Here is a 21020-nt window from a genome sequence, read left to right as displayed (position 1 = left end):
CCGCCCTCAAGCTCACACTCGCTACTGCATAATCTGATTTTTTAATGTAGTTTCGGCACGTTTTAAAACGTCATCAACAGAATCGCCTTTCAGTAATGCAGGTATTTCAGCGGCAATGGCGTTATCAACTTCTTGGGTATACATGCCATAGGAGACCTGTGGAATTTCAGTCACCCATTTAGAAAAATCAGCAAAGACGGGCTGACCGCCAAAGAACGGATCCTTTACTGCGTAAGCCGGGCCGGAAGTGGCAGGAAGGAAGGTGGCAAGCGCACCGCGATCAACCAAAAGGGTTTGATACATATTGCTATCTGCCGCAAAGGTTTTCTGCAAAAATTCAATCGCCTGTTTAGTATTTTTGCCACCTTTTAAGACATACCAGCTCGACCCTCCCTGATTGGAAGCATGTACCGCTTTGTCGAGATTTAACCGAGGAATCGGCGCAACACGCCATTTTCCTTTCTGATCTTCGGCACTTTTAATGGAGCCAATCACCCATACGCCGGAAACCACACTCGCTGATTTCCCAGCGTTAAAACTCCCCACAAAGCTCGACCAGCCAGAGATAGGCCGCACAATTTTCGCGTCATTAATCGCTTTAATCGTTTTTAACGTTTCTTTCAGTGCATTGTTTTTGGTGAGATTGAGCTGGCCTTGATTATCGAAGAACCATTCACCACCGGACTGCATCATAATATGGGGAAGAACCACATCGTTCATGTCGTAGGTCAGCATATCAACGCCGGTTTTCGCTTTTACCTGCTTACCGATTTCAATATATTTATCCCAGGTAATGTTCACCATATCGCTCTCTTTATATCCGGCAGCTTCCAGATAATCGAGTCGATAGAACATTCCCGCCACGCCGGAATCAAAAGGAACACCGTATACCTTATTCCCTACCGTCATCACTTTCGTTTTATAAGGTGCAAACTGGCTATAATCAATAGCATCCTGCAATGGGATAAACGAATCAGGATAAGCCTGAAGATATTTCTGCGCATTATAATCTTCAATAAGCACAATATCAGGCAGCGCATTTTTAACACCAGAAGCCAACATGGTATTTAGTTTCTGCTCAATATCTTCTTTACCTGAGTCGATCACTTTCAGACTAAAACTTGGATCGGCTTTTGTATATATCGAAGAGGCTTCATGCATTGCCGCAACATTGAAGTTAGGATCCCAGGCCCATACGGTGACTTCAGCAGCCAGGCTGTGACTCGATAAGCCCAACGTGAGGAATGAAACTGCAAATAGGGTAGATACTTTATTCTTGATCTTCATCAGAGCAGTCCTTCTTTACTTTTTGTAAAGAGAGAATATGAGTTACTGCATAATGAAGCAACGAGTTACACCGCTTACATTCTTTAATCCAGTGATACGGGTCACACAACAAGGAGAGAAATAACTAAATATTCGATCTCAATACAAAAAATTTAGGAAAAATTTCCTTATAAAAAACCCATATCCGATCGATAAAACAGATTAAAAATCAACCTAAAATAATTTTATTACATTGAAATATAAGTAAAAAACCCATCATAAGAAAATAAATAAAAATTTTACTCCGATAGTATTAGTCATAATCACACCGCCATCACGGTATTACCCAAAAATGAAAACGTTACCACGGCAAATCAAGCGGCACACGTCGATGCCCGTGTGCCATAAAATACGCTGACGCCTAGGCAAACCAGCCGCGAATGATCGCGTGCTGTAATAGCATGATGGTCTTGCCGTCTTTAATCCGGCCATCGTTCATCATCGCGACGGCTTCGCTGAACGGCAACTCCAGCACCTCGATATCTTCATCTTCCACGCCGCCGCCCGGATTATCGCGCAGCGACTCATCGTATTCTGCCGCGAAAAAGTACACGCGTTCCGTCACGCTGCCCGGCGACATGTAGGCATAGAACAGATTTTCCACGTTGCCGATCGCATAGCCGGTTTCTTCGATTGCTTCGTTACGGATGCACTCTTCAGGCGAATGGTCGTCCAGCAAACCGGCGCAGGTTTCCAGCAGCATGCCGCTTTCGTTGCCGTTCACGTAGGTGGGAATACGGAATTGTCGTGTCAGAATCACCGTGCCTTTCGCCCGGTTGTACAGCAGAATCGTCGCGCCATCACCACGGTCGTAGACTTCACGAACCTGGCGAACGATGCCGCCATTATTTCTTTTTAAATCAAAAGTATATTTATTCAGAATGTACCAATTATCGGATAGCAGCTTCTTTTCGACGATATCAATGGGAGACGACATGCAAACACCTCAGTGATCGATGTGGAGGGAAGACTCGTTTATATAACAACGCGATTCATCATATCCCCTTTTAACCACAGCATAAACGGATAAGAAGGCATGTATTAAACGAAATTCATGGCGAAAAAAACAGGTTAACCACATGATTTATATTGATTACTCCATTACGACTATTCCACTCTTTTCGTCCCTCTGTCGTTTATCGACTATGCTATACCTTAAATCAGTCACGTTTCAGGAAGTCGCGCTGCGCTTTCGTTTTCCCCATCACCACCGTCAATTCCCATGACGCGCTACCGCAACCGCCTTCCATGATTCACTCGAATTCAATACCGCATCACTTCTCAAACCACATCATCGAGGTAGATAACATGAGCCATTTCATTTTCTCTTCACCTAGAAAATATGTTCAGGGTCGCGGCGTGCTGGATGAACTGGGTGAACAACTCAAGCCGCTGGGAACGAAAGCATTTCTGATGGCGGACGGCATTGTTTGGGACATTATCGGCCAGCGCGTTGATGCGTCTCTCAAACAGGCAAGCATCGGTCACCATTACGAACGTTTTAACGGTGAGGCATCCAGCAACGAAATCACCCGCCTTGCCAAGCTGGCGCGCGACGCGGGCACAAACATTGTCGTCGGGTTAGGCGGTGGTAAAACGCTGGATACCGCGAAAGCTGTCGCCGACGAGCTGAAACACAATGTCGCTATCGTCCCTACGGTGGCGTCAACGGATGCACCGTGCAGCGCGCTGTCCGTCATCTACACCGACGAAGGCGTGTTTGAGTCCTACCGCTTTTACGATAAGAACCCTGATCTGGTGCTAGTCGATACCGCCGTGTGCGCGCAGGCCCCCGCACGCCTGTTCGCCTCCGGCATTGCCGATGGGCTGGCAACCTTTGTCGAAGCGCAGGCGGTTCTGCGCTCTCACGCACTTTCGATGCTGGGCGGTAAACCTACGCTGGCAGGCATGGCGATTGCCGAAACCTGCGAAAAAACGCTGCTAACCTACGGTTACAGTGCTTACAAAGCGGTAGAAAAAGGTGTGGTGACGCCAGCGGTAGAATCCGTGGTGGAAGCCAACACGCTACTTTCCGGCCTGGGCTTCGAGAATGGCGGACTGGCGGGTGCTCACGCTATTCACAACGGCTTTACCGCGATCAAGGGCGATATTCACCACCTCACCCACGGGGAAAAAGTCGCCTACGGCACGCTGACACATATGGTGTTGGAGCAACGTCCTGACGAGGAAATCGCACGCTACATTCGTTTCTACCGCGCGATTAACATGCCCACGTTGCTAAAAGATCTGCATCTGGAAAATGAGTCGTTTGAGAATCTGGTCAAAGTGGGTGAACTGGCATGCAGTGATGCCGATACCTTGAAAAATCTGGATAGCAGTTTAACGGCAGAAGATGTCGCCCACGCCATTGTCGCCGTCGATGCATTCAGTAAAACGATTAGTTAACCGCAGCCGCGCTAAAAAGCCCGACTCCAGCGAGATCTGCGCAATGGAGCCGGGCTTGACATAACAGGCACACCTCTCGCCGTATTCCTGCCAGAAAACGTTCTCTCTGCGTCATCAACCTACTCATTACTATTCACTTTCATTTGATGAGAAAACGGGCAGGATAACGACACACTCTCTCGACCCTGAGCCATCGAATGACGAAACGCCCTCGCCTTATCGCGCTATCGGATACGCTGACGCTTGCCCTTTTCGGGACGATCGTGCTGGCATTAGGCATGGGACTTGGGCGCTTTTTGTATACGCCGATGCTACCCGTGATGCTGGAGGAAGGCAGCTTCACTTTCGGTCAGCTTTCCTATATTGCCAGCGCAAACTACGCCGGTTACCTGTTCGGCAGTCTGTTTTTCTCTTTCAGCCGTCGCGCCTCAACCGATCAACCGGTGTTCCTGCTGTTTATCGCCGCGGCCGTAACGGGCATTTTGCTCTTCGCGATGGCTCTGACCACTCATACAACGCTGGTCATGATCATTCGCTTCATTGCCGGGATCGCCAGCGCGGCGATGATGATCTTCGGTTCTTTGACTATTTTGCACCACACAAGGCATGTTCGCGTTATCGCTTCGCTCTATGCTGGGGTTGGCGTAGGAATCGTGTTAGGCAATGAATACATCATCATCGGACGGCAGTACGCCCTCACCGCCGAGCCATTGTGGTGGGGGGCGGCGCTGATCGCCGCGCTACTTCTGATCGCCTTACTCATCCTTGCACCGCATAAATCAACCGTAGTGCAGCAACACATGGTCAATGTCGATGAACCACCGCACCTTGGCTGGCGGCGGCTCTCGCTGCTGTACGGCCTCGCAGGCTTCGGGTATATCATCATCGCCACCTATCTACCGCTTATGGTGACGTCGCTCGGCATACCGCGTTTATCCCTGCATTTATGGTCGTTGGTTGGACTGGCGGTTATTCCCGGCTGTTTTTTCTGGCTATGGGCCGCCAGCCGCTGGGGAACCTTACCCTGCCTGACGGCAAACCTGCTGATTCAGGGAAGCTGCGTCCTGTTGACGCTATTCAGCCACTCCCCTGTGGCATTGATATTCAGCTGTCTCGGCTTTGGTGCTACTTTTATGGGAACCACCTCGCTGGTGATGCCATTAGCCAAGCGGCTACGCGCCCCGCACGGCATCAACCTGCTTGGGCTGGTGACGCTCACTTACGGCATAGGTCAGATCCTTGGCCCACTGCTCACCAGCGCCCTGACGAATACCAACGCTGTCGCGCCAGCGATCCTGTGTAGCGCAGCAGCACTTTTTATCGCGGCAGGGCTCTGCTTCCCCTACCGTCGACCACTACCCTAATCCCGGAGAACCTATGCCATACGTCAACATCAAAATCACCAATGAAGGCGTCACCGCTGAACAAAAGCGTCAGTTGATTGAAGGCGTCACCCAGTTGCTGGTCGATGTGCTAAATAAGAACCCGAAAACCACCGTGGTCGTGATTGATGAAGTTGAAACGGACAACTGGGGGATCGGCGGCGTGCCAGTGACGGAGTTGAGGAAGGCTGTAGGGAAACCTTCCGATAAATCTGATATGGATTAACCATGTTTAACCGCAATGCGTTTATGCTGATATCCGTATTTGCCGAATATGAACAGGAATACCTGCACTTCCTCTGGGAGTCCGCAGCTTAAAGGATAAAAAATATGGATATTGAACAGTTAGCCGATGCGCTGTACGACGACTTAAATGGCTATATTTCCAGCGTGCAGTACACCAGCACAAATACACTAACGATCCATTTTTGCTGTGATAACTGGCGTTATGACGAGCAGAACCATTGCTCAGTGTACTGTGAACCACCTGAATCTTATCTTCGTCATTTTATTATTTGCTGTTGTGGCGTTGTCGAACATGACATTCAACCTGCTAGTTCAGGCGAGCTGACCTTTACCGATCAGCATCCACTATTGTGGGACTACAACGCGCCGAGAGGTGGGTTGTACTATTCCACCACAGCAGCAGCATCAAGCTACGAACTACTTGGGCGAGTTTGGAGTGTTCACACACGTATTCTCAACGACTGGCGCCCGATGAGCCGCTATATCAACGCTTATCGGCATCAGGACGAGCCGACATTTGGCAATAATGGCAATGGATTACTCGCGCAAGGGCCTAAACCCTTACTGGATGCTTATCAAGAAGCGTTATCCAGCGTACTTACAACCCGCTTCGTTCCATCCGTTGAAATGAAAAGTGACGTTAAAGCATTACTGTTTGATTCTGGATTTGTCATCTGCAAGCGAGTGGAATTACAGGAAATCTTTCCCGATGCTGAAACACCAGCAAACCATGAAGAAACCCCATATTGAATACTCATGAGACAATGATTAATGAACGAGTTACAGGAGATTCAACGGTGGTATCAGGCGCAGTGTAACGGGAAGTGGGAGCACGCATTCGGCATTAGCATCGATACACTGGACAACCCAGGCTGGAGAGTAAAAATAGATCTGGCTGAAACCTCACTTGCTGATAAGCCTTTTACATCTCTAAGTCGTAGTGCACATTCAGAAGGCAGCGACTGGATATTTTGCAAAACGGAAAATCTGCAATTTATTGGCTTTTGCGGCGTCAGTAATCTGGCCGAACTGTTAAGCGTTTTTCTGAACTGGTGTCGTGATGGTAAAACATAAAACCGCTGAGTTTAAAGTAAGGCTATGTTTAGCCGCTGAATCAATAAGACGCTCACCCTGCCGCTCTGGCTATCGACCTAACCATAAAGACCCGATCAGCGGAGCATATTTTATGGGGCAATTTCATTTTGACGGTGAAATCACCTCCGGAGAAACAACCTCAGCCACCGTCACTGTTATCGCTTCCGCAGAGCAACTTGAAACACTTTCTTGCATCGGCGAATGGACGCTATGGGAAGGGCCACACTATGTTGGTAAGGCCACGCTGGATCAATAACGTGGCACAATTTCGGTAGAGAGAAATGTGCCGCTCCCCCAGAATTATATCCCCAACATCGTATCAATCAGCAGATACATATTCAGGGAAACCACCAGCACCACAATGAGTTGGCCGATGCGCTGTACCCATTTGCCGTTCACCATCGTTCCCATTAATTCACGGTTGCCGGTGAAGGACAGCAAGGGAACCAGCGCCAGCGCAATCCCGAAGCTCAGCACAACCTGGCTCAACACCAGCACGCGCGTCGGATCCATACCGGACAGAATCACGATAAACGATGGCAACATTGTCACCGTGCGACGTACCCAGAGTGGAATATGGAAACGCACGAATCCTTGCATCACCACCTGCCCCGCCAGCGTACCGACAACGGTAGAAGACAGACCCGCCGCCACCAGACTCAGACCGAAAATGACCGCGGCGGCTTTACCCAGCAGCGGCTCCAGCGTGAGGTAGGCTTTATCCAGATCGGCAATATCCTGATTGCCGCTGAAATGGAACGCCGCCGCGGCCGTTGCCATCATCGCCAAATTGACGAATCCGGCGATGGTCATCGCAATCGCGACATCGACTTTCGTTGCCGAATAACGTTCGGCACGAGTATGGTTGCCCTCATGCTGCGTCAGGGAAGAGTGCAGGTAAATCACATGCGGCATAATGGTCGCCCCCAACACACCCGCGGCCAGCAACACGGCATCGGAGGTAGGCAGACTTGGGATTGCCATGCCTTTGGCTAATGCGGACAACTCCGGCTGAGAGAAGACCAATTCGACAATATACGCCGCCGCCACAAACAGCAGCAGGCCGCCAATGACCATCTCCAGCGGCTTTTGCCCGCGCTGTTGCAGCATGAGAATCAGGAAGGTGGCAATGGCAGTGAGGATCGCGCCTTCCAGCAGCGACACGCCCAATAGCAGCTTGAAACCAATCGCCGCACCGATAAACTCGGCCAGATCGGTCGCCATCGCAATAATTTCGGCCTGCACCCAATACGCCCAAACGGCTGGGCGCGGAAAGCGATCGCGGATATGTTCCGCCAGGTTCTTGCCCGTTGCGATCCCCAATTTGGCGGACAACAGTTGGATCAGCATCGCCATCAGGTTCGCCCACACCACCACCCACAGCAGCGTATAGCCATAGGCCGCGCCAGACTGGATGTTAGTGGCAAAGTTACCCGGATCGATATAACCAATTGCCGCGATAAACGCCGGGCCCATCAAAGAAAGTTTAACCTTCCTTGATGTACGGCTTGTTGACTCAATAACACGGCTACCCGGCATAGTATGACCCTTCTAACACTGGTGTCTTATTACTCTCACAAAAATGATAATGATTATCAAGTGCATTTAGAGTGGTAATACCAATTCTTTTGATAGCTAATGATGATGAGTCATTCAAAACCTAAAAAACATCTTTTTTATCAAACAAATCTTAACAAAATGTACACTAAATAATTCAGTATGACGGGGCATATAAACAAAAAACCCCATGCGGTGGCACGGGGTTCGGAATAAAGCTACGTTGTAAATAGGGTGCGTGTATCAGTCTTGTGCTTTTGATACCGCAACCATCGCCGGACGCAGCAAACGGCCGTTCAGCGTATAGCCTTTTTGCATGACCATCATGACGTGGTTCGGCTGGTGATCGGCCGAAGGTAGCATCGTCATCGCCTGATGCACTTCTGGGTTAAACGGTACGCCCACATCACCCACAACCTCGATGCCAAATTTACGCACGGCATCCAGCAGCGATTTCAGCGTCAGTTCGACACCTTCAATCATTGCAGCCAGTGATTCATTGGCCTTGTCCGCCGTATCCAGCGCACGTTCCAGATTGTCGATAACTGGCAGCATTTCGCTGGCAAATTTTTCTACCGCAAATTTATGCGCTTTCTCAACATCCATTTCCGCACGGCGGCGAATGTTATCGGCTTCAGCACGGACGCGAAGCATATTGTCACGTTCGCGCTGTTGCAGTTCGCTCAACTGGGTTTCCAGTTCGGCGATGCGCGCATCACGCGGGTCAGCTACGTCTGCCGTCTCTGGCGTGGCATCCGCTTGCTGCCCTTTTGCTGCTTCCTTTTGATCCAGGACTTGCTCGTCAGGCGTTTTCTGTTCTTTACTACTCATGAAATTCTCCGCGGTTTAGCATTAATCTCGCTAGTTGCTTATTATGGGGATCAAAATCGGGGATTCAAGGGAACCAGTCACATATTGGTTCCAGCCGCTGCCGATACACCACGCTGAGGACAAAAACAGCAATGAACACACCGCTTACAATGAACAGGCCGTTTAATTGTATTGGCATTGTCGGCCATCCGCGCCACCCAACGGCGCTGGCAACGCATGAGATGCTTTATCACTGGCTCACCGACAAAGGTTACTCGGTTCTGATCGAGCAACAGATCGCCCGTGAACTGAATCTGAAAGATGCGCCGACCGGTAGCCTTGCCGACATCGGCCAGCAGGCGGATTTGGCGGTTGTCGTCGGCGGTGACGGCAACATGCTCGGCGCGGCACGTGTGCTGTCGCGCTATGACATCAAGGTGATCGGCGTAAACCGTGGCAACCTCGGTTTTCTGACCGATCTCGATCCTGACCATGCGCAGCAACAGCTTTCTGACGTGCTTGACGGCCATTACCTGAGCGAGCAGCGCTTCATGCTGGAAGCGCACGTTTGCCGCGTAAACCAGCCCGACAGCATCAGTACCGCCATTAACGAAGTGGTGCTTCACCCCGGAAAAGTCGCACATATGATTGAATTTGAAGTCTATATTGACGACAAATTCGCCTTTTCTCAGCGTTCAGACGGCCTGATTATCGCCACACCCACAGGCTCAACCGCGTATTCCCTTTCCGCTGGCGGCCCAATCCTGACGCCGTCTCTGGATGCGATTGCGCTGGTGCCCATGTTCCCGCATACGCTGTCCGCTCGCCCGCTGGTCATCAACAGCAGCAGCACGATTCGGCTGAAATTTTCCTGCATTACCAACGATCTGGAGATCAGCTGTGACAGCCAGATTGCGCTGCCAGTGCAAGAGGGTGAAGAAGTACTGATTCGCCGCAGCGAACATTACCTGAATCTGATCCATCCGAAAAATTACAGCTATTTCAACACACTAAGTTCAAAACTCGGCTGGTCAAAAAAATTATTCTAAAATTCTATCCAGCTACTTTACTGTATATAAAACCAGTCTATACTGTATGTAATCACAGGTGATTACATACAGAGGTTTATCATGCTGGCGCAACTCACTATCAGTAACTTCGCTATCGTGCGCGAATTAGAAATCGATTTTCAGTCAGGGATGAGCGTTATCACCGGGGAAACCGGTGCGGGGAAATCGATTGCGATTGATGCCCTCGGTTTATGTCTGGGAAATCGTTCTGACGCCAGCATGGTCAGGCCGGGCGCTGCCCGCGCCGACATTTGCGCCCGCTTTGCGCTGGCGGATACGCCGACGGCCCGTCAGTGGCTGGAAGAAAACCAGTTGGATGACAGCAACGAGTGCCTGCTACGCCGCGTCATTAGTGCTGATGGCCGTTCACGCGGCTTTATTAACGGCACCGCCGTGCCGCTGTCTCAACTGCGTGAACTCGGCCAGCATCTGATTCAGGTACATGGCCAGCATGCCCATCAGCTACTGCTGCGCCCCGATCATCAAAAACACCTGCTGGATGCCTATGCCGATGAGCCGAAACTGCTGGTTGCTATGCAGCAGGTTTGGCATCAGTGGCACCAAAGTTGCCGCGCGCTGGCGCAGTTGCAACAGGCAGCTATTGAGCGCGAAGCCCGCCGGGAACTGCTGCAATACCAATTAAAAGAGCTGAATGAATTCTCCCCACAACCCGGCGAATACGAACAGATTGACGTTGAATATAAACGTCTGGCGAATAGCGGTCAGCTACTGACGATGAGCCAACAGGCCATGCAACTGCTGAGCGAAGACGAAGAGCAGAACATCATCAGTATGCTGCACAGCGTAAAACATCAGCTTGGCGAACTCATCAGCATGGATGACAAACTGTCGGGCGTGCTGTCCATGCTCGAAGAAGCAGGCATTCAACTTAGCGAAGCCAGCGATGAACTGCGCCACTACAGCGAACAAATGGATCTCGACCCGATTCGTCTATATGAACTGGAACAACGCCTGTCACGCCAGCTCGCGATGGCACGCAAGCACCATGTTGCTCCAGAGTCGCTCCCAGCGTTCCATCAGCAGCTATTGGAAGAACAGCAACAGCTGGAACAGCAGGAAAGCGATCATGACGCACTCAGTGCTTCCGTCGGCGAATATCATCAGCAGGCGTTGCACCTTGCAGAACAGCTGCACGTGCGCCGTCAGCACCATGCCAGCGAACTGTCACAGCTCATCACCACCAATATGCGTGAGCTAGCAATGCCACACGGCCACTTCACCATTGATGTGAAATTTACGCCAGACAACCTGACGGCCACCGGTGCCGACAGTATCGAATTTCGCGTGACTACGAACCCCGGTCAGCCGCATCAGACGCTGGCGAAAGTGGCTTCGGGCGGTGAGCTATCGCGTATCGCACTGATTATTCAGGTAATCACCGCACAGAAAATGGACACGCCAGCGATGATCTTCGATGAGGTCGATGTGGGGATTAGCGGGCCAACCGCCGCCATCGTCGGCAGAATGCTGCGCCAGCTCGGCGAATCTACGCAGGTGATGTGCGTGACGCACCTGCCGCAGGTCGCGGGCTGCGGTCATCAGCATTTCTTCGTGAGCAAACAAACGGACGGTGCAGAAACAGAAACCCTGATGCAGCCGTTGGATAAGCGTGCTCGGCTACAAGAACTGGCTCGCCTCCTTGGCGGCAGCGCCGTAACCAAAAACACGCTGGCGAATGCCAAAGAATTGCTGGCGGCCTAAAATCTACCGCCAACAGGGCAAGAAAGGTGCATCACAGGTAAAAAAGCTCAACTTTTTTACCTTCCTGAGGTCATACAATCGCCTTGCAGGTTTCCAAGTCCTGCAAGGTCTATTATCATCGGCAACCTATGCCCTTAAGGAATGTAATCACTATGCGCTGTAAAACGCTGACTGTCGTCGCCGCGGTGGTTGTTATGCTGACTGCCGGTTGTTCCACACTGGAAAAGGTGGTCTATCGGCCGGACATCAATCAGGGAAACTATCTGGCACCGGCTGACGTTGCGAAAATTCACACCGGCATGACCAAACAACAGGTCGCTTATACGCTGGGTACTCCTATGATGCAGGATCCGTTTGGCAGCGATACCTGGTTTTACGTCTTCCGCCAGCAGCCTGGTCATGAGTCGGTAAAACAGCAGACGCTGACGCTGACCTTCAGCGGCAGTGGCGTGTTAACCAACATCAACAACAAGCCTGCGCTGGATTAATGCTTTCAACGCCGCTCGGCTGAATCAGGGTGGATTCTCCTATCAGCCAAAGGCGGCGCTTTAAGACGAGGCCCACGACGGGCAGAGTACTTGAAGGAAGCCAACGCACACGCGGCTTGATGTCTAGCGGGTATAACAGCAGGCAAATCTGAACACTTCAGGTTTGCCTGTGTTTTTTTGTAAGGGCATTAAGGTAAGGACGTTAAGGAAAACGTCATGTGCCGTTTAGCAGCATTATTCAGGATTTGCTCTTAGAACGCTCTGCGCGCTGACGGCGCAACTCTTTCGGATCGGCAATCAGCGGGCGATAAATTTCCACGCGGTCACCATCCTGTACAACATCGGCCAGCTTCGCTGCACGACTGTAGATACCGACTTTATTCACCTGTAAATCGATATCATGGCGTAGTTCCAGCAGACCCGATGCCACAATCGCCTGCTCCACCGTACTGCCCTCTTCCAGCTTCACCGTGCGTAGATACTGACGTTCCGGCAACGCGTAGACCACATCAACCTGCATTGCGGACACTGTAGACCTCTTTTGCTCGCTGCGTGAAAGCCTGCACCATATTTCCGGCCAGCTCCTTGAATACTTTGCCAAAAGCGAGTTCAATCAAGGCATTGGTGAATTCAAATTCCAGATGCAGCTCGACTTTACAAGCATCAGCGCTCAGCGGCGTAAAATGCCAGTCGCCACCCAACTGACGGAACGGGCCATCAACCAACTGCATATTGATATTCTGGTTGTGCGTCAGCGTATTACGGGTGGTAAAAGTCTTGCTGATACCGGCTTTGGAAACGTCGACGGCGGCGGTCATCTCCCCTTCTGAGGAGGAGAGCACGCGGCTCCCCGTACAGCCCGGTAAAAACGCGGAGTAGGAAGCGACATCATTCACCAGCTTGTACATCTGTTCAGCGCTGAACGGCACCAGTGCGGAACGACTTATCTTTGGCATACTATTTTCCGTGATTCATAAAACGCGCAAAATAATAGCATTGATAGCCCGACAGACAAAAATTCTGCGAAGCTTATCGCACGATATCATTAACCACGACACGGACGCACGGCGGGGATTTCATTCCCAATGACATCCAGTATAATGACGGCACTATGACAAAGAAAAAAGCATACAAACCCGGTTCCGCCACCATTGCGCAGAACAAGCGCGCCCGTCACGAATACTTCATTGAGGAAGAATTTGAGGCTGGCCTTGCGCTGCAAGGATGGGAAGTCAAATCACTGCGCGCAGGCAAAGCAAACCTCAGCGACAGCTATGTCACCTTCATGAACGGTGAGGCTTACCTGTTTGGCGCAACAATCACGCCGCTGAACGTGGCTTCATCACACGTTGTGTGCGATCCCATACGCACGCGCAAACTCCTGCTCAACAAACGCGAGCTGGATTCGCTGTTTGGCCGCGTTAGTCGCGATGGCTATACGGTCGTTGCGCTGTCCATGTATTGGAAAAACGCCTGGAGCAAAGTCAAAATTGGCGTGGCGAAAGGTAAAAAAGATCACGACAAACGTGATGACATCAAAGAACGTGAATGGAAGTTAGACAAAGCCCGTATCATGAAGAACGCCAATCGCTAAGCCACTGGCTTAACAACGGTAAGTTCTGGTATACTGGCGACAGTTTCTTGGGGGCTGATTCTGGATTCGACGGGATTTGCAAAGCCCAAGGTGCATGCCGAGGGGCGGTTTGCCTCGTAAAAAGCCGCAAAAAAATAGTCGCAAACGACGAAAACTACGCTTTAGCAGCTTAATAACCTGCTTATAGCCCTCTCTCCCTAGCCTCCGCTCTTAGGACGGGGATCAAGAGAGGTCAAACCCAAAAGAGATCGTGTGGATGCCTTGCCTGGGGTTGAAGCACTAAATCTAATCAGGCTAGTTTGTTAGTGGCGTGTCTATTCGCAGCTGGCAAGCGAATGTAAAGATAGACTAAGCATGTAGTACCGACGGTAGAGTGGTTCCGGACGGGGGTTCAAATCCCCCCAGCTCCACCAATTTAGGCATCGGGTATTACCAGATAAGTCCGATGAAGTACGAAAAGCCCGCATGGCACAAGCCCTGCGGGCTTTTTTGTGCCTTCAATTTGTCCCGCGAAGTCTGATGCCAACTAATTAAATCCGAACCTTTTAGGCCCATTGATAGGCCCAACGAAAATCTCTATTGTCTTCGTTGGGCCTAAATGCATGGAGATTACCCATGGCAAGACAAACCAAACCGTTAACCGATACGGAAATCAAAGCTGCCAAACCTAAAGATGCAGATTATCAACTATATGATGGTGACGGGCTGACACTATTAATCAAGTCCAGTGGTAGTAAGCTCTGGCAGTTCCGTTATTATCGACCTCTAACAAAGCAGCGCACTAAACAAAGTTTCGGTGCCTACCCTGCAGTCTCGCTTTCCGATGCGCGTAAACTCAGGGCTGAATCTCGAGCCTTACTGGCAAAAGAAATCGATCCTCAGGAACATCAGAAAGAACAGGTGAGAAACTCCCATGAGTCCAAAACCAATACTTTTTTGTTAGTTGCCGAGCGTTGGTGGAATGTGAAGAAAGCCAGCGTTACAGAGGACTATGCTGGGGATATCTGGCGCTCTCTTGAGAGAGATGTTTTTCCAACAATCGGCGATATCAGTGTTACTGATATTAAAGCTCACACTCTGGTTCAGGCAATTCAACCGGTTCAGGCCAGAGGCGCATTAGAGACTGTCCGCCGCCTTTGCCAGCGTATTAACGAGGTAATGATTTATGCACAGAATACAGGCCTGATTGATGCGGTCCCCAGCGTTAATATTGGCAAAGCCTTCGAGAAGCCTCAGAAAAAGAACATGCCCAGCATTCGCCCAGATCAGTTACCCCAGTTGATGCAAACAATGCGAACAGCCAGCATTAGCCTCTCTACGCGCTGTCTGTTCATGTGGCAACTTCTTACCATTTCCCGCCCTGCCGAAGCGGCTGAGGCTCGCTGGGATGAAGTAGATCTGGAAGCCCGAGAATGGAAAATTCCCGCATCACGGATGAAAATGAACCGTGACCATACTGTCCCATTGTCAGATGAAGCAATCGCAACTTTGGAGATAATGAAATCCCTAAGTGGTAATCGAGAGTTTATCTTTCCTAGTCGTATCAAGCCAAACCAGCCAATGAACAGTCAGACCGTTAACGCATCGCTAAAACGCGCAGGTTTTGGTGGAGTGCTCGTTTCACACGGACTGCGATCTATTGCCAGTACGGCCCTTAATGAGCAAGGCTTTCCGCCTGATGTCATAGAGGCAGCACTGGCCCATGTAGATAAGAATGAGGTTCGCCGTGCCTATAACCGAAGTGATTATCTTGAACAACGTCGCCCAATGATGCAATGGTGGGCAAATTTTGTTACGGAAGCGAATTCGGGAAGTATCATCGGAGGTGGACTAAAGGGATTACGGCTTACTGGCTAATCACGTCATTATATAAGTTACTAAGCGCCTTACGAGGCGCTTTTTTTTGGCTTTGCCACAACGGTATCAATGGTGGCCTTAATTATCGCATCATCTCTGGACCAGTCTTCAATCAGGCGAGGAATCTGAGCATACAATTCTGCTGCATCCTTGCCCTTATTTTGTTTATCTGAAAAAAATGGTAAATTATTTTTTTCAACGAAAAAAATAAGATCATTATATATCGCTTCAAAAGCAATAGATTTTTTTCTCCAACCACCTTCCGGCACTTTCATATACAGCAACCGAATGACCTCTGCTTTTAGTTGAGCATAACGAGAAGCTTTTGCCTTACCACCATTAGACGCATTTGCCTTTTTCTCAACTTCTGTACATTGCCACATATCATACTCAAGAATACCCATGCATCTATCCAACAAATGTATAGCATTCAGCAATGCCCTTATCCCGTCAGAATGATTAATTGACAGATAATTTAGCCCCCACACCCAATTGAGTGAAGACAAAGAAATATAATGGAGAAAATGTGCCTGAATCCCTACCTTCATGCTTGGTGGTTCTTCAAGCTCATACGATTTCAAATAATCAAAAGTGACAATAGATGGGACACTTTTACCTGTATACCTCCGTGAAATCTCCCTCATAAACTCAACTTTATCCTCCCACTTTTCGTTCAGTACTGAAATATCACACTTCCAATGAGTACAACCTAGATGGAAACGTAAAACCTGCTTTCTTGATTTGAATAAATTATGTAGTTCGCTGATAAGAAAATCGGAATCAGAATTTTTCATAAATCAATACATTAACCCGTGTAAAAAATGAGGTAACGCAGCCGTATGTTTTGTGTTTGCGCCACCCGGTAACCTTCCTCTCATCCAAAGCAAACCAGATTAGAGGAAGCTAAACTATGTCATCATCTACTGTGAAAATTCTACGTATGCCTGCACTTGTCAAGAAACTAGGCATTGCCCGCTCAACGATCTACGATTGGATCAACCCTAAGTCGCCACGCTACGACGAGACCTTTCCTAAGCAGTGCCGCCTTGGCAACCAATCTGTCGGATGGTTAGAATCTGAGATAGACCAGTGGATTTTGCAGCGTGCAATTTCATCTCTGTGAAATAGCTTTACTTAAAGCAACCGGAGGTTTAACCTCCGGTCAAATCACGATATATCTACCCACGAATTTTGACACAGAACTTTTTTGTGTAGGCAAAAGCAAACATCCGAGCGAAAATTAGAACTCATCTAGTAATGCTGATATATGTGCTTGACGTACCCTCTCACGAACATCATCAAAACTTTCAGAAGCTAATCCTGGCTGCAGATATGGCACAATATTTGTAAATTCTGCACGAGCGGCAGGACGTGAAGAACCATTGAGATAGATTGCATTTGCAAGAAGTTCTGGGCTAGAACACCCTTTCCTTACCGCCCCACTTAAAGTCAGTATACTAACGGGAACAATGGGTCCATTATCACTGGCGATAGCTTGGGCGGCATATATACGGACTGGGAGACCGGCGACAAACGCAAGATCTGCAGTTAAACGAACCGCAAAATGTCGCGCTGTTTCACATGTTTTGATATTCTTCTCAGCTGTTCCAATCGCGCGTTCAAGATCGCTGAGAGGTTTACCATCCATCCACGCGACTAAAAGTTTTTTCAACAATGGGATAGCTAAGTTCGTTTTTTTTTCATCGCTTAAAGAGCGATATTTTGTTCCAAATAGGCCTGCAATATCATTTGGTCTAATTAACTGGAACAACCAACCAGGATGTTTTTCAAGCCATTGAAATAGATTTTGGAGACAATCGCCAGTGTTCCCAAGAAATGCCCCACTGTTTACCAACTGAGCCATACTCTCAATAATTTCATAAGGCAGTCCGCAAGATGCCGCAACCCTCTCTAACCAAGTCAGCTCTTGCTTCGGAGAAAGTCTAGAACGCTCAAGCATAGCTGAAGATATCCGGGTCTCGATCCAATCATTATTGTTCTCTTGACGCATGCGGTAAGCAGCGAACGATCTATTGATCATCGACTTAGCTAAATCATCAGAAATATCGTCATCCCCCTTTGGTAATCGAGCGAGGAAATATGCCTCATTATCCTCAAGCTCTCCTGAATGGATGCGGTCAAGCAGGCCTGTGAGTGGATCGTCTATCCTAAGGCACTGGTCTGATTGAGAAAATATTCCTTGTAAAGTCATCCAATGGCTAGTTATGCTACTTTTGTATTCGTCAATATTGATTATTTTACTAGGTATGACTAAAACAAATCCTTGACCACCTTCACCAGCTCGCCCAGCCCTACCAGCAGCATTAAGTAGCTCATGAGCATCCAACTGCTTCATTCTGTCACCTTCAACATCCCAACGGCTATCCCCAGCAATCAAGACAATATCACTTGGAAGATTCATTCCTTGAGCAAGAGTTGATGTCGCAAACATTGCGCTTAGTCCATCATGCCGTTTAAACAGCGACTCATGCAGCAGACGTTCATGTTTGAGCAATTGGGCATGATGACTGGCAGCCCCCCCCTCAACTCTACGTTCAGCGTCAATTTTTAGATAACAATGCTGAGGGCCACCAAGTTCTTCTTCAACTATTTTTCGCAATACTTGCTCTTCTTTTGTCAGAGTAACTCGATGCTTCGGCAACAGATCACGGAAGTATCTGACCGTAGATTCCGCAACTACAGTGCTTTGTACAAATATAAGGGTTTTAAGGCCATCTTGTGCAGCTGCAGCTGCAATCTCTCCGGCGACTTTATTCCCGTTTGGAGTTAGATACCATTCACCTGTCCACTGATTTTTTCCTGTGGAAAAACCGACCGACTTGTTCAGTAATGCCATCAGCGCATAATCTTTACTCTCATTAGTCGCCCAAGTCTGTCTGAGGCAGAAGAAAGCAAATGGCTGAGCATTAAGTTGTGATTTAACCTTTACTGGGACGCTTTTAGTTGTTGCTTTAGCCTGCTCGTTGAGAAGAATTTCTTCTAACTTGGAGATCCGATCTGAGCTGTAAACTACGCAACCACGGGCTTGTCGGGTAGGTTTCCATGCTAAGTCCAACGCCAGACAAGGACGGCCAGTAAGTTCGGAAACCCAACCAGCAATTTCTTCAGCGTTTTGCATCATCGCTGAAATCATCAATAAATCGGCTTCAGGTGCCAGTTGAGTGAGGTTTAAAATACATAACATTGCATCGATGCTGCGACGGCTCCGGTCTGCATCCCTTGGGTGCAAAAGATGGCATTCGTCGAACATGATCAAACCGACATCATTGAATGCTTCCGGCTGTAGAGATTGCAGCATTAGGCATCTTTCGGGAGTAGTCACGATTATTTCAGGCAGTTCAACAACTGCTGAAAACACAATATCTTCGTCAAGATCGCCATAAACACTAAAGTCTTTGAACGCATTTTTAAGCGTAAAAGCAGTCTGATCTACTAGAGCCAAAGTAGGTGCAAGCACAATAGCCTTACTGCCGCTCAGTAATGAAACAGCTATTTTCAGCTCTGCAAGTGTTGATTTTCCACCGCCTGTCGGAAAGCTGATCGCAGCAGAAACGCCTTTATTAAGATAGCCCTTATCAAGCGCAGCACGGTGATTACGCCAAAGGTAGGGGCGCTTGTTGGCAGCCTGACGCACGATACGCCACCATTGCTTTACATTAATACTGGGAGGTGCCTGAATTCGGCATAATGATGTATCGGCCAAATTTATAGAAACCGCTAGTAGTAATTTTGCTAAATGAAGTGGACCAGGAAAGACATTAACAGCAACAGGCCCTTCATCATCAAAAATCCCATCAATACGAGAAATACATAACGTTATGACTTCTTTAAATATCATATGGGAGCGAGAAATGTTAGCGGCTTCATTTGGCTCTGATAGTAATTCTTGAGCAAGCTGTACTAAACCTGTATGAAGATGCCTTAGTAATGCGTCAACAGCAACTTCAGGTCCAGTAACTTCAGTACCCAAATAACTTTCCTGAGGCTTTTTATCAAGAATGTCACCAAGTCGGCCAGTGGCAAGGGCTCCAATATCTTTTATCAGAATTGCTTCGGATGAGTTGTAATCATTTTGTAGATTTAAACGCTTAGCCATTTCCGCTGCATCACTTTGAAAGTCAGCAATCAAAAAGAGCAGAGTGCTACAAATTTCCGGCGCGACACGAATTGTATCGATATATGGTTCGCGCTCTCCTCCTTTAATTACCTCAGCCATCATGCAAAGTTGATGCGCAGTTCCTGCAACAAATGCAGCAGCAGCTCGATCAGCTCTCTCTGGCATAGATGTAACTAATAGCTCCTGCGTAGCCGCCAAACGTCGCATCTCTTCCAGCAATTCTTCCAACTTTTCGTTTTTCTCTTCTGTATCGATGGCACCATGATACCTGACACGTGCAGCAACGATCTCTGCGTAAGCATTAGTGAAACGCTGAGGTAGCTCCTCTAATCCGAGAGATTCAAGCTGAGGGGCGGAGCTAATTAGATCTATCGTTACAGGGTCAAACATTGTCTCTCCAGGCCTCAATATGTTTTATTGCTTTTGCCGCAAATTGCTCCATCCAATTACGTAGATCTTGTATACACATAGTCTCGCCTTGGCGACGTTCATGCTTTCCAGGAGCTACGTCATCAAAACCCTTAAACAGCGCTTTACGGCTATTATCATCGTCATCTTTAGTATCAATCGTTACTGCGACACGATAATGCCTAGCCTCTTCCCAAATAATTTTTTCGACCGCTGCATCAATATCCATCTTCGAAAAACTCATCTGATGAGCTTCCAAAAGTGCTCCAGTCTCTTGAATCAATTCCGGCATTCGTTCACCACACTCTAATGAACGTATCCCCTTCCAAACGTCACTAGTAATTGTTGAGCGGGGATTTATTGTGGCCTTGTCCTCGAATATGACAACAGCGATGACATTCTCATTGGCTGCATCTAATTGAAGCTGAATACCATCAAATCCCTTATGAGCTAGGATGGCATGTGGCGCACGAACAATATTTCCTTTATTTGCTCTGTGTGCTGCAATCCAAGATATCGCCTGAAAAACCCAGCCGTCTCGATGATAAGGATCTTTTCCGGTCGGTACGGTGAGAAGATTGATTGCTCCCTTAGCAGTATCAGGACGGGTAGATGGTGGTTTTTTATCAATTCCAGCAAGGATTATGGATATATGACGTGATTGACCCAGAGCGAGGTAGGCAATCTTACAGGCAAGATCATTTTCATCAGCAATGGTCCATCTTGAGCCATGGCAAAGAGGGCCATGTACTATTTTAGTTAGTGTTAGCGGCATCGTTACCCACCTATCGTTTAGTCGAGCCGATGTGAGCCTGTTATCAGGCTGTTATACAAGTATTTTACAGTTTAATGGCTACGGATAACGTGGTGCACACCAAATAAGTCATCACCTACAACAAATCAAAATCAGATAAATACGAA

The 21020-nt window shown here is 48.6% G+C and carries 21 protein-coding genes and 1 other RNA gene; 13 read left to right on the top strand and 9 right to left on the bottom strand.

Going from position 1 to position 21020, the window contains the following annotated elements; all coding sequences use genetic code 11:
* Positions 1 to 21: 21 nt before the first annotated feature.
* Complete coding sequence (locus EIP93_RS04460) at positions 22 to 1287, bottom strand: ABC transporter substrate-binding protein (protein ID WP_107332354.1); 1266 nt, start codon at positions 1285 to 1287, stop codon at positions 22 to 24.
* Between the two features lie 400 nt (positions 1288 to 1687).
* Positions 1688 to 2263, bottom strand: coding sequence for a GDP-mannose pyrophosphatase NudK (gene nudK, locus EIP93_RS04455; protein WP_119880024.1), 576 nt, complete (start codon positions 2261 to 2263; stop codon positions 1688 to 1690).
* A gap of 371 nt (positions 2264 to 2634) precedes the next feature.
* Here nudK and EIP93_RS04450 point away from each other — a divergent pair, with 371 nt between their 5' ends.
* The 6 genes from EIP93_RS04450 to EIP93_RS22725 all read left to right on the top strand — a co-directional run bounded on the left by EIP93_RS04450 (position 2635) and on the right by EIP93_RS22725 (position 6711).
* Positions 2635 to 3732, top strand: a complete 1098-nt coding sequence (locus EIP93_RS04450) for a glycerol dehydrogenase (RefSeq protein ID WP_116226861.1) — start codon at positions 2635 to 2637, stop codon at positions 3730 to 3732.
* A 197-nt stretch (positions 3733 to 3929) separates the two neighbouring features.
* Complete coding sequence (locus tag EIP93_RS04445; protein ID WP_116226862.1) at positions 3930 to 5096, top strand: MFS transporter; 1167 nt, start codon at positions 3930 to 3932, stop codon at positions 5094 to 5096.
* A 13-nt stretch (positions 5097 to 5109) separates the two neighbouring features.
* Positions 5110 to 5340, top strand: a complete 231-nt coding sequence (locus EIP93_RS04440; RefSeq protein WP_103972410.1) for a 2-hydroxymuconate tautomerase family protein — start codon at positions 5110 to 5112, stop codon at positions 5338 to 5340.
* Positions 5341 to 5444: 104 nt separating this feature from the next.
* On the top strand, positions 5445 to 6110 hold the full coding sequence (locus EIP93_RS04435; RefSeq protein ID WP_103972411.1) for a hypothetical protein: 666 nt from the start codon (positions 5445 to 5447) through the stop codon (positions 6108 to 6110).
* Between the two features lie 21 nt (positions 6111 to 6131).
* Positions 6132 to 6434, top strand: coding sequence for an immunity 53 family protein (locus tag EIP93_RS04430; protein ID WP_103972412.1), 303 nt, complete (start codon positions 6132 to 6134; stop codon positions 6432 to 6434).
* 112 nt (positions 6435 to 6546) lie between these two features.
* Positions 6547 to 6711, top strand: coding sequence for a hypothetical protein (locus EIP93_RS22725; RefSeq protein WP_158273694.1), 165 nt, complete (start codon positions 6547 to 6549; stop codon positions 6709 to 6711).
* A gap of 44 nt (positions 6712 to 6755) precedes the next feature.
* Here the strand turns inward: EIP93_RS22725 and EIP93_RS04425 are convergent, their stop codons facing one another.
* Together EIP93_RS04425 and grpE are read right to left on the bottom strand one after the other, a co-directional pair.
* Positions 6756 to 7994: an Nramp family divalent metal transporter gene (locus tag EIP93_RS04425; RefSeq protein ID WP_029368458.1), complete on the bottom strand. Its 1239-nt coding sequence runs from the start codon at positions 7992 to 7994 to the stop codon at positions 6756 to 6758.
* Between the two features lie 261 nt (positions 7995 to 8255).
* Entirely contained in the window at positions 8256 to 8843 is a 588-nt protein-coding gene (gene grpE / locus EIP93_RS04420) for a nucleotide exchange factor GrpE (protein WP_039533923.1), read from the bottom strand.
* A 149-nt stretch (positions 8844 to 8992) separates the two neighbouring features.
* Here grpE and nadK point away from each other — a divergent pair, with 149 nt between their 5' ends.
* From nadK to bamE, 3 genes are all read left to right on the top strand, one after another.
* Positions 8993 to 9871: an NAD(+) kinase gene (gene nadK, locus EIP93_RS04415; RefSeq protein ID WP_039491033.1), complete on the top strand. Its 879-nt coding sequence runs from the start codon at positions 8993 to 8995 to the stop codon at positions 9869 to 9871.
* 81 nt (positions 9872 to 9952) lie between these two features.
* Positions 9953 to 11614, top strand: coding sequence for a DNA repair protein RecN (gene recN / locus EIP93_RS04410; RefSeq protein ID WP_103943487.1), 1662 nt, complete (start codon positions 9953 to 9955; stop codon positions 11612 to 11614).
* 152 nt (positions 11615 to 11766) lie between these two features.
* Positions 11767 to 12102: an outer membrane protein assembly factor BamE gene (gene bamE / locus EIP93_RS04405; protein ID WP_011092444.1), complete on the top strand. Its 336-nt coding sequence runs from the start codon at positions 11767 to 11769 to the stop codon at positions 12100 to 12102.
* A gap of 238 nt (positions 12103 to 12340) precedes the next feature.
* Here the strand turns inward: bamE and EIP93_RS04400 are convergent, their stop codons facing one another.
* Both EIP93_RS04400 and EIP93_RS04395 read right to left on the bottom strand, forming a co-directional pair.
* Positions 12341 to 12622 (bottom strand): RnfH family protein, encoded by a 282-nt coding sequence (locus tag EIP93_RS04400; RefSeq protein WP_207189301.1) that lies wholly within the window; start codon positions 12620 to 12622, stop codon positions 12341 to 12343.
* Positions 12612 to 13058: a type II toxin-antitoxin system RatA family toxin gene (locus tag EIP93_RS04395; protein WP_010282427.1), complete on the bottom strand. Its 447-nt coding sequence runs from the start codon at positions 13056 to 13058 to the stop codon at positions 12612 to 12614. Before EIP93_RS04395 ends, EIP93_RS04400 begins: the two co-directional genes overlap by 11 nt.
* 155 nt (positions 13059 to 13213) lie before the next feature.
* On the opposite strand from EIP93_RS04395, the gene smpB reads away from it, so the two are divergent.
* The 3 genes from smpB (at position 13214) to EIP93_RS04380 (ending at position 15553) form a co-directional block, all read left to right on the top strand.
* The gene (gene smpB, locus EIP93_RS04390) at positions 13214 to 13696 is read left to right on the top strand and encodes an SsrA-binding protein SmpB (RefSeq protein WP_010282425.1); all 483 of its coding nucleotides are present in this window, start codon (positions 13214 to 13216) and stop codon (positions 13694 to 13696) included.
* Between the two features lie 50 nt (positions 13697 to 13746).
* Positions 13747 to 14109: a transfer-messenger RNA gene (ssrA, locus tag EIP93_RS04385) on the top strand.
* Between the two features lie 202 nt (positions 14110 to 14311).
* A complete protein-coding gene (locus EIP93_RS04380; protein ID WP_125232333.1) occupies positions 14312 to 15553 on the top strand; it encodes an integrase in 1242 nt (413 codons plus the stop codon).
* Between the two features lie 29 nt (positions 15554 to 15582).
* On the opposite strand, the gene EIP93_RS22870 is transcribed toward EIP93_RS04380, so the two are convergent.
* A complete protein-coding gene (locus EIP93_RS22870; RefSeq protein WP_240354419.1) occupies positions 15583 to 16347 on the bottom strand; it encodes a hypothetical protein in 765 nt (254 codons plus the stop codon).
* Between the two features lie 116 nt (positions 16348 to 16463).
* Here EIP93_RS22870 and EIP93_RS04370 point away from each other — a divergent pair, with 116 nt between their 5' ends.
* Complete coding sequence (locus EIP93_RS04370; protein ID WP_125232332.1) at positions 16464 to 16676, top strand: helix-turn-helix transcriptional regulator; 213 nt, start codon at positions 16464 to 16466, stop codon at positions 16674 to 16676.
* A 117-nt stretch (positions 16677 to 16793) separates the two neighbouring features.
* Here the strand turns inward: EIP93_RS04370 and EIP93_RS04365 are convergent, their stop codons facing one another.
* Positions 16794 to 20081: a DEAD/DEAH box helicase gene (locus EIP93_RS04365; RefSeq protein ID WP_125232331.1), complete on the bottom strand. Its 3288-nt coding sequence runs from the start codon at positions 20079 to 20081 to the stop codon at positions 16794 to 16796.
* Positions 20074 to 20874, bottom strand: coding sequence for a hypothetical protein (locus EIP93_RS04360; RefSeq protein ID WP_125232330.1), 801 nt, complete (start codon positions 20872 to 20874; stop codon positions 20074 to 20076). The genes EIP93_RS04365 and EIP93_RS04360 overlap by 8 nt, the downstream gene beginning before the upstream one ends.
* Between the last annotated feature and the right edge of the window lie 146 nt (positions 20875 to 21020).

The sequence above is a fragment of the Pectobacterium versatile genome (assembly GCF_003932035.1).
Taxonomy (GTDB): domain Bacteria; phylum Pseudomonadota; class Gammaproteobacteria; order Enterobacterales; family Enterobacteriaceae; genus Pectobacterium; species Pectobacterium versatile.
The sequence above is the reverse complement of the archived record's forward strand: the minus strand, read 5'-3'. Positions and strand labels throughout refer to the sequence as shown.